The organism is Pantoea sp. E2023-21, assembly GCF_051302795.1.
In the GTDB taxonomy this organism is placed as follows: domain Bacteria; phylum Pseudomonadota; class Gammaproteobacteria; order Enterobacterales; family Enterobacteriaceae; genus Pantoea; species Pantoea ludwigii_A.
In genome coordinates this window covers 2885965-2898248 of the sequence record NZ_CP195344.1, presented here as the reverse complement: position 1 = coordinate 2898248, position 12284 = coordinate 2885965, and the positions used below count along the sequence as shown (strand labels likewise).

The following is a 12284-nucleotide window of genomic DNA, read 5'->3' as shown; positions in this document are numbered from 1 at the left end:
CTATGCTCAACATCACCCATCTCAATGCGCGTTATGCCGGACAACCCGCGCTGCAGGACATCAACCTGCAGTTGGGCAGCCGAGACCTGCTGGTGGTGTTAGGCCCCTCCGGCTGCGGAAAAACCACGCTGCTCAACCTGATCGCCGGCTTTCTGCCGCTGGAATCTGGCAGCATTATGCTGGATGGCAAAGTGGTGAAAGGGCCGGGTGCCGAGCGCGGCGTGGTGTTTCAAAATGAAGGATTGCTGCCATGGCGCAACGTGATTGATAACGTGTCGTTCGGTTTGCAACTGGCGGGGATGGCGAAGGTGGAGCGTCATACCATTGCGCGCCGTTTAATCCGCAAAGTGGGACTTGAAGGTGCAGAGCAGCGTTTTATCTGGCAGCTCTCTGGGGGGCAACGTCAGCGCGTGGGGATTGCGCGTGCGCTGGCGGCTGATCCGCAGTTGCTGCTGTTAGATGAGCCGTTTGGTGCGCTGGACGCCTTTACCCGTGAACAGATGCAAACCTTACTGCTGACGCTGTGGCGAGAGACTGGCAAACAGATTCTGCTGATCACCCATGACATCGAAGAAGCGGTGTTCCTCGCCAGCGAACTGGTGCTGCTGTCACCGGGACCGGGCCGCGTCGTGGAGCGTCTGAAACTTGATTTTGGTCAGCGCTTTGCGGCCGGGGAACCATGCCGCAGCATCAAATCCGATCCGGCGTTTATCGAGCGTCGTGAATATGTACTGAATCAAGTGTTTTCCCAGCGTGAGGCATTTATATGAGTGCGTTGCTTGATGAGAAAACCCAGCCGCGTCGTGGTGGACTGCGCTGGCCGTTCTCCCGCCAGTTCTCACTCAGCTTGCTGAGCGTAGGCCTGTTGCTGCTGCTGTGGTGGGGCATAACGGCGCTGGGCTTAGTTGCCCCACTGTTTTTACCGCCGCCGCAAGTGGTGCTGCAGAAGCTAATATTGATCGCCAGCCCGCAAGGCTTTATGGACGCTACGCTTTGGCAGCATTTAGGTGCCAGCCTGGCGCGCATGCTGGTGGCGCTGTTCTTTGCCGCGCTGATTGGCATTCCGGTGGGCATCGCCATGGGCCTGAGCCCGGCGATTCGCGGCTTGCTTGATCCGCTGATCGAACTTTATCGCCCAGTGCCGCCGCTGGCCTATTTGCCGCTAATGGTGATTTGGTTCGGCATCGGCGAAACCTCGAAAATTTTACTGATTTATCTGGCGATTTTCGCCCCGGTGACCTTATCGACGCTGGCCGGCGTGAAGAATGCGCAGCAGGTGCGGATTCGTGCCGCGCAGGCTCTTGGCGCATCGCGCTGGCAGTTGCTGCGCTTTGTCATTTTGCCTGGCGCGCTGCCTGAAATCCTCACCGGTTTGCGCATCGGTCTCGGCGTAGGTTGGTCAACGCTGGTGGCAGCCGAGCTGATTGCCGCCACGCGTGGACTGGGCTTTATGGTGCAGTCGGCCGGTGAGTTTCTCGCCACCGACGTGGTGCTGGCCGGGATCGCCGTGATTGCCCTGATTGCCTTTGGCTTAGAACTGAGTCTGCGCGCCTTGCAGCGCCGACTGACGCCCTGGAATGGAGAACAGCAATGAACGAACGACTTTCTTTTACCGCTCTGGGCCCGAATATCGGGGCGCAGGTCAGCGATGTGGATCTCAGCCGCCCGTTGAGCGATGCACAGTTTGAACAGCTTTATCATGGCCTGCTGCGCCATCAGGTGCTGTTCCTGCGCAATCAGGTGATTACCCCGGAACAGCAGCGCGCGCTGGCGATTCGCTTTGGCGATCTGCACATCCATCCGGTCTATCCGCATGCAGCAGGTGTGGACGAGATCATTGTGCTGGATACCCATCAGGACAATCCGCCGGACAACGATAACTGGCACACCGACGTTACCTTTATAGAAACGCCGCCGGCGATTGCTATTTTGGCGTCGAAGCTGCTGCCGGAGAGCGGCGGCGACACCTTATGGTCAACCGGCATTGCGGCATACGAAGCGCTTTCTGAGCCGTTCAAGCAGCTACTAAGTGGATTGCAGGCGGAGCATGACTTCAAGAAGTCGTTCCAGGAGTACAAATACCGTAAAACCAAGGAAGAGCATCAGCGCTGGCAGCAGGCGGTGGCAAAAAATCCGCCAGTGCAGCATCCGGTGATTCGCACCCATCCCGTCAGCGGACGTAAAGCCTTGTTTGTGAATGAAGGTTTCACCACGCGTTTACTGGGCCTGAGCGAAAAAGAGAGCGATGCGATTCTAAACTTCCTGTTTTGGCATAGTGCTAAACCGGAGTTCCAGGTGCGCTGGCGCTGGCAGGAGAATGATGTGGCGATCTGGGATAATCGTGTGACGCAACACTATGCGAATGCGGATTATTATCCAGCGCGGCGGGTGATGCATCGTGCGACTGTTCTTGGTGATAAGCCGGTTTGATTTAGCGTGGTCGGCATGAATGCCGACCCTACAAATTCACGTAGGGTCAGCATTTATGCTGACCAGCTAACGTGCATCACTGCGCTAGCATCTGCTCCAGCTGTTCCTGTGCATCCAGCCATGCCATTTCGACCTCTTCCAGCGCAGCCTTGCTTTCGGCCTGACGCTGCAATGCAACATTCAAATCGGCTTTGCGGCTCTGATCGTAGATCGCGCTGTCGGCCAGTTGCGCCTCGGCTTCGCTGAGCTGGGTCTGCCACTTCGCCATCTGCTTTTCAAGCTTCTCGATCTCTTTACGCAGCGGTTGGGTTTGTGCGCGCAGTTCGGCGTCACGGCGTTTTTGATCTTTGCGCGATTGCGCACTGTTGCCGTTATCCTGCTTCGGCGCGGCATCCTGTTGCGCTTGCTGCTTCTGCAGATCGCTCAGCCACTGCTGATAATCTTCCAGATCGCCTTCAAACACATCGACCTTGCCATCATGCACCAGATAGAGATCGTCGGTGGTGGCACGCAGTAAATGACGATCGTGCGAGACCACCACCAGCGCGCCTTCGAAATCGATCAGCGCCTCGGTCAACGCCTGACGCATATCCAGATCGAGGTGGTTGGTCGGTTCATCGAGCAGCAGCAGGTTTGGCCGCTGCCAGACAATTAAGGCCAATACCAGGCGCGCTTTTTCGCCGCCGGAGAAACGCTCGGTGATTTCGCTGACTTTATCGCCCTGGAAGCCAAAGCCGCCCAGGTAATCGCGCAACTGCTGTTCGAGCACTTTCGGCGCGATGCGTGAAAGATGCTGCAACGGCGATTCATCGGCGCGCAGATATTCCAGCTGATGCTGAGCGAAGTAACCGAGCTTGATGCCTTTCGCCAGGCCGACTTTGCCGCCCAGCGCCTCTAATTCACCGGCTAACAGTTTGATCAGGGTGGATTTACCCGCACCATTTCGGCCCAGCAGACCAATACGCGAACCTGGCACCAGGTTGAGTTTGATGGCGTCGAGAATAATGCGCTCGCCGTAACCGGCGGTAACCCGCTCCATCTTCAACAGCGGATTGGGCAAGCTTTCCGGCGCGCGGAAACTGAAGCTGAACGGATTATCGACGTGCGCGGGCGCAATCAGCTCCATGCGCTCCAGCATTTTGATGCGGCTCTGCGCCTGTTTGGCTTTGGTCGCCTGCGCGCGGAAGCGATCGATATACTTCTGCAGGTGCGCCACTTTTTCCTGCTGGCTCTGGAACAGCGCCTGCTGTTGCGCCAGCTTGGCGACACGCTGACGTTCGAACGAGCTGTAGTTGCCGGTGTATTCGAACATCGTCTGTTGTTCGATGTGGATGATCTTGTCGACCACCGGATCGAGGAAGTCGCGGTCGTGCGATATCAGCACCAGCGTGCCTTCGTAGCTTTTCAGCCAGCGTTCAAGCCAGATGACGGCATCAAGATCAAGGTGGTTAGTGGGTTCATCCAGCAATAGCAGATCGGAACGGCACACCAGCGCCTGCGCGAGGTTGAGGCGCATGCGCCAGCCGCCGGAGAAGTCGCTCACCGGCCGCATTAATTGTTCCTGACTAAAGCCCAAACCGTGCAACAAACTTGAGGCGCGAGCAGGTATGCTCCACGCCTGAATCGCATCCAGCTTGCCGTGCAGCAGGGCGATGGCATTGCCATCGTTGCGCGCATTGGCATCGGCTAATTCAGATTCAAGCTGACGATATTCGCGATCGCCGTCGATAACATACTCCAGCGCGGGTTTGCTCAGCGCCGGGGTTTCCTGGTTAACCCACGCCAGCGCCCAGTTGCTCGGGAAGGTGGCATTGCCTGCATCACTGCTGATTTCGCCTTTCAGCAGTGACAGCAGCGTCGATTTGCCGCAGCCGTTTTTGCCCACTAAACCCACTTTCTGGCCTGGGTTAATGGTGGCTGTTGCGTTATCCAGCAGCACATTGGTGCCGCGGCGAATTTGTAGTGCTGAAAAGACAATCATAAGCGCCGTATCGTCAGAATATGTTAATTTACCGGCAACATAATTCGAGAAAATTTGTTGCGTCGAGCATGGTAGCGGAATTCCTGTGCCGTGACGACGCTTTGGAGGGGAACGATGTCGCAGCCACCCAAAATATTGCTGCTTTACGCCCATCCGGAATCACAGGATTCGATTGCTAATCGGGTTTTGCTGCAGTCGGCTATGGAACTGGACCACGTCACGGTGCACGATTTATACGCCCACTATCCGGATTTCTTTATTGATATTCACTATGAGCAACAGCTGCTGCGCGAACATCAAATCGTTGTATTCCAACACCCACTTTATACCTACAGCTGCCCGGCGCTGCTAAAGGAGTGGCTGGATCGCGTGCTGTCGCGCGGCTTTGCCAGTGGTCCGGATGGCAATGCGCTGGAAGGCAAATATTGGCGCAGCGTGGTGACCACCGGCGAACCGGAGGCGGCGTATCACCATAGCGGCCTGAATCGCTATCCGATGAGTGACATCATGCGTCCGTTTGAGCTGACGGCGCAGATGTGTCGTATGCACTGGATGACGCCGATGGTCATTCACTGGGCGCGTCGGCAGACGCCGGAAGTGATGCGTAATTTTGCGCGGGCGTACGGCGATTGGCTGGCCTCACCGCTGCCGCAAGGAGGTGTGTGATGGAAGGTGAAACGTTACTGACGGCTGGCGTCATTTATCTGGTCGCGGCGGTATTAATTGTGCCGATTGCGGCGCGGCTCGGCATTGGCGCTGTGCTGGGTTATCTGCTGGCCGGTATTGCAATTGGCCCTTGGGGTTTGGGCTTCATCAGCGACGTTGAGGAGATTCTTCACTTCTCCGAACTGGGTGTGGTGTTCCTGATGTTTATCATCGGTCTCGAACTGAACCCCTCGAAACTCTGGTCGTTACGCCGCTCTATCTTTGGTGTCGGCGCCGCTCAGGTGCTGATCTCTGCGGCCATTCTGGGTGGATTGCTGTGGCTGACGGACTTTAGCTGGCAGGCGGCGGTGATCGGCGGTATTGGCCTGGCGATGTCATCGACGGCGATGGCGCTGCAGCTGATGCGCGATAAAGGCATGAACCGCAGTGAATCCGGCCAGCTCGGCTTCTCGGTGCTGCTGTTCCAGGATTTGGCGGTGATTCCGGCGTTGGCGCTGGTGCCGCTGCTGGCGGGCGGCGACAGCGGCCACGTTGATTGGTTGAAAGTCGGCATGAAAGTGCTGGCATTCGGTGGGATGCTGATTGGTGGCCGTTATCTGCTGCGTCCGATCCTGCGTTTTATTGCCGCATCCGGCGTGCGCGAGGTGTTTACTGCTGCGTCGTTGCTGCTGGTACTCGGTTCGGCGTTGTTTATGGACGCGCTGGGCCTGTCGATGGCGCTGGGTACTTTTATCGCCGGTATTCTGTTGGCAGAAAGTGAATACCGTCATGAGCTGGAAGTGGCCATCGAACCGTTTAAAGGCTTGCTGTTGGGCTTGTTCTTTATCTCGGTAGGCATGGCGCTGAACCTCGGCGTGCTTTATACCCACATCACCGAAATTTTGTTGGGCGTGTTAATTTTGGTTACGGTGAAAACGCTGGTGCTGTATGTGCTGGGCCGCATTTATGGCCTGCGCAGCTCAGAGCGTCAGCAATTTGCCGGCGTGTTAAGCCAGGGCGGTGAATTTGCCTTTGTGCTGTTCTCGGCGGCGTCTTCGGCCAAAATGTTCAGCGGCGACCAAATGCCACTGCTGCTGGTGACGGTTACGCTATCGATGATGACCACGCCGCTGCTGATGAACGGCATCGACCGATTACTGGCGCGTCGCTTTAATGAACCCGATGAAAATGCCGAAAAACACTTTGTTGAAGACGATCAGCCACAGGTAATTGTGGTTGGCTTTGGGCGTTTTGGTCAGGTTGTGGGCCGTTTGCTGATGGCCAATAATAAACGTATCACGGTGCTGGAGCGTGATATCTCTGCGGTGAGCCTGATGCGTAAATATGGCTATAAGGTTTACTATGGCGATGCCACTGAACTGGAGCTGCTGCGTGCGGCGGGCGCCGAGAATGCGCAATCCATCGTGATTACCTGTAACGATCCGGAAGATTCGATGACCATTGTGCAGCTGTGTCAGCAGCATTTCCCGCAGCTGGAAATCCTGGCGCGCGCGCGCGGTCGTGTTGAAGCACACGAACTGTTGCAAGCGGGTGTTACGCTCTTCTCGCGTGAGACCTTCTCAAGTGCGCTGGAGCTGGGGCGCAAAGCATTGATCACGCTTGGCATGCATCCGCATCAGGCGCAGCGCGCGCAGCAACATTTTCGTCGCCTGGATATGCGAATGCTGCGTGAACTGGTGCCGAGCCACGATGATAGCGCGCAGGTTTCACGCGTGCGTGAGGCGCGGCGCGAATTGGAAGACATCTTCCAGCGCGAAATGCAGCATGAAAAACGCCAGTTTGACGGCTGGGATGATGAGTGAGGCTACACTTAACGTATCCGTTCATGAATAGCGGCAGGAAAGAGTATGCGTAAACAGTTTATTGCCGGTGCGGTTTGTCCGCACTGCCAGGAAAAAGACACATTAGCGTTGTGGCGTGAAAACAATGTTGATGTGGTGGAATGCGTAGAGTGCGGTCATCAAATGCGTGAAGCGGATAAGCAAGTGCGCGATCAGGTTCGCAGCAATGAGCAAGTGATCGGCATTTTTCATCCTGAGTAGCGCAATGGCTCAGGTTTTTTTACGCTTGAACTTACAGCGGGATTGAATTCCGTTACAATCGGCGCCATTAACGCTGAGCAGTATGCAACAACACATTTGTTGGCATCCTCAGTCTTGAACCTTTCTGGTTGGTTATTGCACGCAAAATTGACCAATGGGACGGGATCTTAGTTCTCAACGGTTAGGAGATATCATGAAAGTAGCAAAAGACCTGGTGGTGAGCCTGGCGTATCAGGTTCGTACCGAAGACGGTGTGTTGGTTGACGAGTCACCGGTGAGTGCACCGTTGGACTATCTGCACGGTCATGGTTCCCTGATTTCTGGTCTGGAAAAAGCGCTGGAAAATCATGATGTAGGCGATAAGTTTGACGTGCATATCCCGGCAAACGACGCTTACGGTCAGTACGATGACAACCTCGTACAGCGCGTACCAAAAGACGTGTTTATGGGCGTTGACGAACTGCAGGTTGGCATGCGCTTCCTGGCAGAAACCGATCAGGGTCCAGTTCCGGTTGAAATCACCGAAGTTGAAGACGAGCACGTAGTGGTTGATGGTAACCACATGCTGGCGGGTCAGAACCTGAACTTCAACGTGGAAGTTGTGGCGATTCGCGCAGCGACTGAAGAAGAGCTGGCCCACGGCCACGTGCATGGCGCGGATGGTCATCATCACGATCATGACCACGACCATGGTCACGATCACGGCCAGGGCGGATGTGGCACTGGCGGTTGCGGCTGCAGCCACTAATCAGTACTACGCTGGCGAGGCCACCTTCGGGTGGCCTTTCTTTTTAGTAATGGGGTGGTGGGGTCTCTTCAGACTGCGAGGCGATCATCGACGGCGCGCTATCTTTCACCTTGTCCACTAACAGACGGACCTGCTCACGCAGTCTGATCATCTCCAGCTCGTGCTGAACTACCGTTTGATTGAGCTGATCGATGGTGTATTCCTGAAAAGCCAGTTTGCTTTCCAGCGCCTCAAGGCGTTGTTCCCATTCTATTTGCGGCATGATCTTTCCTCATCTTCCGGTGCTGCGCATTAATCTGTTTCGGGCGTGATTCTACGGCCTTTCGCTTCAGAATCACCTGATATTTTATCTTAACGCGCCATGCTGCATTGAAACGACGCATAACGCCTATATCTCTGATGAAACTTCCTGAAGCAAAAAAGGTCGGAGGTTGAACGGGTAATTACATTGTGGGAGTGTTCGCCGCTGCCACGTAAAGTTATAGTGTGGGCCTCAGTCCGCAATGATTCCCGAGGTTAGAGGCTTCGGTTTTGGAGAAAGGATGAATTCACTGTTTAAAGTCACATTGTTAGCTACCACCATGGCCTTCGCGCTGAATGCACCGCTGGCAATGGCAGCAGAAACCGCCGCTGCTCCAGCAGACGCTGCGCAGGCAGCGCCGCAAGCACCGAAAAATGCTGCTTTCAAAAACGAAGACCAGCAATCAGCTTATGCGCTTGGTGCCTCCCTCGGTCGCTACATGGACAACTCTCTGAAGGAACAAGAGAAGCTGGGCATCAAACTGGATAAAGATCAGTTGATCGCGGGTGTTCAGGACGCATTTGGCGGCAAGAGCAAACTCTCTGATCAAGAGATCGAGCAAACCCTGCAGTCCTTTGAAGGCCGCGTGAAAGGCGCTGCTCAGGCTAAGATGGAAAAAGACGCGAAAGAGAACTCCGATAAGGGTTCTGCTTACGCCGACAAATTCGCGAAAGAAAAAGGCGTGAAGAAAACCGAATCTGGCCTGCTGTATCAGGTAGAGAAAGAAGGTACCGGTAGCGCGCCAAAAGACAGCGACACTGTAGTTGTCAATTACAAAGGTACGCTGATCGACGGTACTGAGTTCGATAACTCTTATACTCGCGGTGAGCCGCTGTCGTTCCGTCTGGACGGTGTAATTCCGGGCTGGACCGAAGGTCTGAAGCACGTGAAGAAAGGCGGAAAGATCAAGCTGGTGATTCCACCGAACCTGGCTTACGGCAAAAATGGCGTTCCGGGTATTCCGGCTAACTCCACGCTGGTGTTCGATGTTGAACTGCTCGATATCAAGCCGGCACCAAAGGCCGATGAGAAAGCACAGGCTCCGGTCGCTGGCGATCAGAAAGCACAGTAATCTGAACTTTCTACTCACGCCGCCTGCGGGCGGCGTTTTTATTTCGGAGAAGAGAGTAAAGGTCTGGCTAAAGACCATGACATTTGCCAGACTAGCGCCTGCACAATTATCACAATATGAGTCTGCCCCAATGCTGTCGAGACAGGCTCCAGCCATTTAGGGTAATGTCTTCGATGTCTAATCCATTCAATCCCGGTGAACTGACTGACTTCGATTTACTGGAGCAACGTCCGTTCGAGCAAGCAGACTACGATATCCTCAAATCATACGAAGCCGTTGTCGATGGCCTGGCGATGCTGATTGGCTCGCACTGCGAAATCGTGCTGCATTCCCTGGAAGATTTGAAGTGTTCCGCGGTGCGTATCGCTAACGGTGAACACACCGGACGCAAAGTGGGTTCGCCTATTACCGATTTGGCGCTACGTATGCTGCACGATATGCACGGCGCAGACAGCAATGTGTCCAGAGCCTACTTCACGCGTGCGAAAAGCGGCGTGCTGATGAAATCGGTCACTATTGCGATTCGTAATCGCCAGCAGCGCGTCATTGGCTTGCTGTGCATCAACATGAACCTTGACGTCCCGTTCTCGCAAATAATGTCGACCTTTATGCCACCGGAAATGCAGCAGGTGGATTCCAACGTCAATTTTGCCAGTTCGGTGGAAGATCTGGTGATGCAGACGCTTGAGTTCGCGATTGAAGAAGTAAGCGCTGATCGCAACGTCTCCAACAATGCCAAAAATCGCCAGATCGTGCTGAATATGTATGAGAAGGGCATCTTCGATATTAAAGACGCGATTAACCAGGTGGCCGATCGCCTCAATATTTCTAAGCACACGGTTTATCTCTACATTCGCCAGTTTAAAAGCGGTGATTTCCAGGGGCAGGATCGCTAATGCGCTACACGTTGCTAGTCACCGGACCGGCATACGGCACGCAACATGCCAGCAGTGCGCTATTGTTTGCGCGCGCGCTAGTAAAGGCCGGACATCAGCTAGAGAGCGTGTTCTTTTATCGTGAAGGCGTGTTAAATGCTAACCAACTTAGCGCGCCGGCGAGCGATGAGGTGGATATGGTACGTGAATGGCAGCAGTTGCGTGCTGAAAGTGGCACCGCGCTGAACATCTGTGTGGCCGCAGCATTACGACGTGGCGTAACGGATGCGCAGGAAGCGGCGCGCTTGCAACTGGCGGGCAGTAATCTGCAGCCAGGTTTTGAACTGAGCGGTTTGGGCGCACTGGCAGAAGCCGCGCTCGGCTGCGATCGTCTGGTGCAATTCTGATGAACCGCGTGGCCTTCCTGTTTACTCAGGCACCGCACGGCAGCAGCGCCGGCAGGGAAGGGCTGGATGCTGTGCTGGCGACAGGCGCGTTAAGCGAGGATATCGGTCTGTTCTTTATCGGTGATGGCGTGCTGCAGCTCCAACGCGACCAACAACCCGAGCAGATTCTGGCGCGCAACTATATCGCTACCTTTGGCGTACTGGCGCTGTACGATATCGACCAGTGTTTTATCTGCGCTGATTCGCTGCTGGCGCGTGGCCAAAGTTTGACGGCTGAACGTGTGTTGGCTGCTGAGGTGCTGGATGCTGCATCGCTGCGCGAGAAGCTTGCTACCTATCATCGTGTTATTCGTTTCTGAGAACTGATTATGCTCTACACGCTGCTGCACTCTCCCTGGCAATGCGATCTCGATAGCCTGCTGCTTCTATTGAAAGATGGCGACGATCTGCTTTTGTTGCAGGATGGCGTGACCGCCGCTTTGGCCGGCAGCCAGATGTTAACCAAGCTCAGCACATCGCCGGCTACGCTGTGGGTATTACTAGAAGATGTAGCGGCGCGCGGCCTGACTGAGCAAATTTCGACCAAAGTAGCACGTTTGGACTATACTGGTTTCGTTGCTATGACAGCGAAGCATCAACAACAAGTGGCCTGGTAAGAGCGAAAACCTGGTTATTTCTTGACACCCTTTTGACACAGCCCTAAAATTCTGCCTCCTCGTAGTAATACGAGGCGATTTATTACGTGTTTACGAAGCAAAAAGCTAAATCCCAGGAGCTATTTAATGGCAACAGTTAACCAGCTGGTTCGCAAACCACGCGTACGCAAAGTTGCAAAGAGCAACGTGCCTGCGCTGGAAGCTTGCCCGCAGAAACGTGGTGTTTGTACTCGTGTGTACACCACCACCCCTAAAAAACCAAACTCAGCACTGCGTAAAGTTTGCCGTGTGCGTTTGACTAACGGTTTTGAAGTTACCTCCTACATCGGCGGTGAAGGTCATAACCTGCAGGAGCACTCCGTGATCCTGATCCGTGGCGGTCGTGTTAAAGACTTGCCAGGTGTGCGTTACCACACCGTTCGTGGCGCGCTGGACTGCTCAGGTGTTAAAGACCGTAAGCAGTCACGCTCCAAGTACGGCGTGAAGAAGCCAAAGGCTTAATGGTTCTCCGTTAAGTAAGGCCAAACGTTTTAACTTAAATGTCAAACTAAACTCGTAGAGTTTTGGACAATCCTGAATTAACAACGGAGTATTTCCATGCCACGTCGTCGCGTCATTGGTCAGCGTAAAATTCTGCCGGATCCTAAGTTCGGATCAGAGCTGCTGGCTAAATTTGTAAATATCCTGATGGTAGATGGTAAAAAATCTACTGCTGAATCTATCGTCTATACCGCGCTTGATACCCTGGCTCAACGCGCTGGTAAAGATGGCCTGGAAGCGTTCGAGGTTGCTCTCGAAAACGTACGTCCGACTGTCGAAGTTAAGTCACGTCGCGTTGGTGGTTCTACCTACCAGGTTCCAGTTGAAGTCCGTCCGGTTCGTCGTAATGCCCTGGCAATGCGTTGGATCGTAGAAGCTGCTCGTAAACGCGGTGATAAATCTATGGCTCTCCGCCTGGCGAACGAACTTTCTGATGCTGCAGAGAACAAAGGTACTGCAGTTAAGAAACGTGAAGACGTTCACCGCATGGCTGAAGCCAACAAGGCGTTCGCACACTACCGCTGGTAACAGCAACGTAGTTGTTATTAACCCAGCGGGCGTCCCAG

At 54.6% G+C, this 12284-nt stretch carries 16 protein-coding genes; 14 read left to right on the top strand and 2 right to left on the bottom strand.

The features are described from left to right. The first annotated feature begins 2 nt into the window (after positions 1-2). Genes tauB through tauD form a run of 3 tightly spaced genes read left to right on the top strand, consistent with a single transcriptional unit; the run spans position 3 to position 2430 of the window. Positions 3-770 carry a taurine ABC transporter ATP-binding subunit gene (gene tauB / locus ACRQ84_RS13665; RefSeq protein ID WP_483816338.1) on the top strand — a complete coding sequence of 256 codons (768 nt, stop codon included), beginning with the start codon at positions 3-5 and terminating at the stop codon, positions 768-770. Further along, complete coding sequence (tauC, locus tag ACRQ84_RS13660) at positions 767-1594, top strand: taurine ABC transporter permease TauC (RefSeq protein ID WP_483816337.1); 828 nt, start codon at positions 767-769, stop codon at positions 1592-1594. Before tauB ends, tauC begins: the two co-directional genes overlap by 4 nt. Further along, positions 1591-2430 (top strand): taurine dioxygenase, encoded by an 840-nt coding sequence (tauD, locus tag ACRQ84_RS13655; RefSeq protein ID WP_483816336.1) that lies wholly within the window; start codon positions 1591-1593, stop codon positions 2428-2430. The genes tauC and tauD overlap by 4 nt, the downstream gene beginning before the upstream one ends. 76 nt (positions 2431-2506) lie before the next feature. On the opposite strand, the gene ACRQ84_RS13650 is transcribed toward tauD, so the two are convergent. After that, positions 2507-4411: an ABC transporter ATP-binding protein gene (locus tag ACRQ84_RS13650; protein WP_483816335.1), complete on the bottom strand. Its 1905-nt coding sequence runs from the start codon at positions 4409-4411 to the stop codon at positions 2507-2509. A 114-nt stretch (positions 4412-4525) separates the two neighbouring features. Here ACRQ84_RS13650 and kefG point away from each other — a divergent pair, with 114 nt between their 5' ends. The 4 genes from kefG (at position 4526) to slyD (ending at position 7867) form a co-directional block, all read left to right on the top strand. Further along, entirely contained in the window at positions 4526-5077 is a 552-nt protein-coding gene (gene kefG / locus ACRQ84_RS13645; RefSeq protein ID WP_061719708.1) for a glutathione-regulated potassium-efflux system ancillary protein KefG, read from the top strand. After that, positions 5077-6879 carry a glutathione-regulated potassium-efflux system protein KefB gene (kefB, locus tag ACRQ84_RS13640; protein WP_483816334.1) on the top strand — a complete coding sequence of 601 codons (1803 nt, stop codon included), beginning with the start codon at positions 5077-5079 and terminating at the stop codon, positions 6877-6879. The genes kefG and kefB overlap by 1 nt, the downstream gene beginning before the upstream one ends. Before the next feature lie 45 nt (positions 6880-6924). After that, complete coding sequence (locus ACRQ84_RS13635; RefSeq protein ID WP_007892203.1) at positions 6925-7119, top strand: YheV family putative zinc ribbon protein; 195 nt, start codon at positions 6925-6927, stop codon at positions 7117-7119. A gap of 193 nt (positions 7120-7312) precedes the next feature. Next, positions 7313-7867, top strand: coding sequence for a peptidylprolyl isomerase (gene slyD / locus ACRQ84_RS13630; RefSeq protein WP_049851962.1), 555 nt, complete (start codon positions 7313-7315; stop codon positions 7865-7867). A 43-nt stretch (positions 7868-7910) separates the two neighbouring features. On the opposite strand, the gene ACRQ84_RS13625 is transcribed toward slyD, so the two are convergent. Beyond that, positions 7911-8129 carry a protein SlyX gene (locus ACRQ84_RS13625; RefSeq protein WP_064739697.1) on the bottom strand — a complete coding sequence of 73 codons (219 nt, stop codon included), beginning with the start codon at positions 8127-8129 and terminating at the stop codon, positions 7911-7913. A gap of 280 nt (positions 8130-8409) precedes the next feature. Here ACRQ84_RS13625 and fkpA point away from each other — a divergent pair, with 280 nt between their 5' ends. From fkpA to rpsG, 7 genes are all read left to right on the top strand, one after another. Further along, a complete protein-coding gene (gene fkpA, locus ACRQ84_RS13620) occupies positions 8410-9240 on the top strand; it encodes an FKBP-type peptidyl-prolyl cis-trans isomerase (RefSeq protein ID WP_064739696.1) in 831 nt (276 codons plus the stop codon). A gap of 173 nt (positions 9241-9413) precedes the next feature. Further along, a complete protein-coding gene (locus ACRQ84_RS13615) occupies positions 9414-10136 on the top strand; it encodes a helix-turn-helix transcriptional regulator (protein WP_007886240.1) in 723 nt (240 codons plus the stop codon). After that, on the top strand, positions 10136-10522 hold the full coding sequence (gene tusD / locus ACRQ84_RS13610) for a sulfurtransferase complex subunit TusD (protein ID WP_064739695.1): 387 nt from the start codon (positions 10136-10138) through the stop codon (positions 10520-10522). The genes ACRQ84_RS13615 and tusD overlap by 1 nt, the downstream gene beginning before the upstream one ends. Further along, entirely contained in the window at positions 10522-10881 is a 360-nt protein-coding gene (gene tusC, locus ACRQ84_RS13605) for a sulfurtransferase complex subunit TusC (RefSeq protein WP_064739694.1), read from the top strand. The genes tusD and tusC overlap by 1 nt, the downstream gene beginning before the upstream one ends. 9 nt (positions 10882-10890) lie before the next feature. Then, positions 10891-11178: a sulfurtransferase complex subunit TusB gene (gene tusB, locus ACRQ84_RS13600; RefSeq protein ID WP_483816333.1), complete on the top strand. Its 288-nt coding sequence runs from the start codon at positions 10891-10893 to the stop codon at positions 11176-11178. A 126-nt stretch (positions 11179-11304) separates the two neighbouring features. Beyond that, the gene (rpsL, locus tag ACRQ84_RS13595; RefSeq protein WP_006120575.1) at positions 11305-11679 is read left to right on the top strand and encodes a 30S ribosomal protein S12; all 375 of its coding nucleotides are present in this window, start codon (positions 11305-11307) and stop codon (positions 11677-11679) included. 96 nt (positions 11680-11775) lie between these two features. Then, positions 11776-12246, top strand: a complete 471-nt coding sequence (gene rpsG / locus ACRQ84_RS13590) for a 30S ribosomal protein S7 (RefSeq protein WP_007886246.1) — start codon at positions 11776-11778, stop codon at positions 12244-12246. Positions 12247-12284: the final 38 nt, after the last annotated feature.

Bases quoted from the DNA above. Each gene is read 5' to 3' on its own strand.
- tauB (WP_483816338.1), top strand. From the start codon at position 3: ATGCTCAACATCACCCATCTCAATGCGCGTTATGCCGGACAACCCGCG.
- tauC (WP_483816337.1), top strand. From the start codon at position 767: ATGAGTGCGTTGCTTGATGAGAAAACCCAGCCGCGTCGTGGTGGACTG.
- tauD (WP_483816336.1), top strand. From the start codon at position 1,591: ATGAACGAACGACTTTCTTTTACCGCTCTGGGCCCGAATATCGGGGCG.
- ACRQ84_RS13650 (WP_483816335.1), bottom strand. From the start codon at position 4,411: ATGATTGTCTTTTCAGCACTACAAATTCGCCGCGGCACCAATGTGCTG.
- kefG (WP_061719708.1), top strand. From the start codon at position 4,526: ATGTCGCAGCCACCCAAAATATTGCTGCTTTACGCCCATCCGGAATCA.
- kefB (WP_483816334.1), top strand. From the start codon at position 5,077: ATGGAAGGTGAAACGTTACTGACGGCTGGCGTCATTTATCTGGTCGCG.
- ACRQ84_RS13635 (WP_007892203.1), top strand. From the start codon at position 6,925: ATGCGTAAACAGTTTATTGCCGGTGCGGTTTGTCCGCACTGCCAGGAA.
- slyD (WP_049851962.1), top strand. From the start codon at position 7,313: ATGAAAGTAGCAAAAGACCTGGTGGTGAGCCTGGCGTATCAGGTTCGT.
- ACRQ84_RS13625 (WP_064739697.1), bottom strand. From the start codon at position 8,129: ATGCCGCAAATAGAATGGGAACAACGCCTTGAGGCGCTGGAAAGCAAA.
- fkpA (WP_064739696.1), top strand. From the start codon at position 8,410: ATGAATTCACTGTTTAAAGTCACATTGTTAGCTACCACCATGGCCTTC.
- ACRQ84_RS13615 (WP_007886240.1), top strand. From the start codon at position 9,414: ATGTCTAATCCATTCAATCCCGGTGAACTGACTGACTTCGATTTACTG.
- tusD (WP_064739695.1), top strand. From the start codon at position 10,136: ATGCGCTACACGTTGCTAGTCACCGGACCGGCATACGGCACGCAACAT.
- tusC (WP_064739694.1), top strand. From the start codon at position 10,522: ATGAACCGCGTGGCCTTCCTGTTTACTCAGGCACCGCACGGCAGCAGC.
- tusB (WP_483816333.1), top strand. From the start codon at position 10,891: ATGCTCTACACGCTGCTGCACTCTCCCTGGCAATGCGATCTCGATAGC.
- rpsL (WP_006120575.1), top strand. From the start codon at position 11,305: ATGGCAACAGTTAACCAGCTGGTTCGCAAACCACGCGTACGCAAAGTT.
- rpsG (WP_007886246.1), top strand. From the start codon at position 11,776: ATGCCACGTCGTCGCGTCATTGGTCAGCGTAAAATTCTGCCGGATCCT.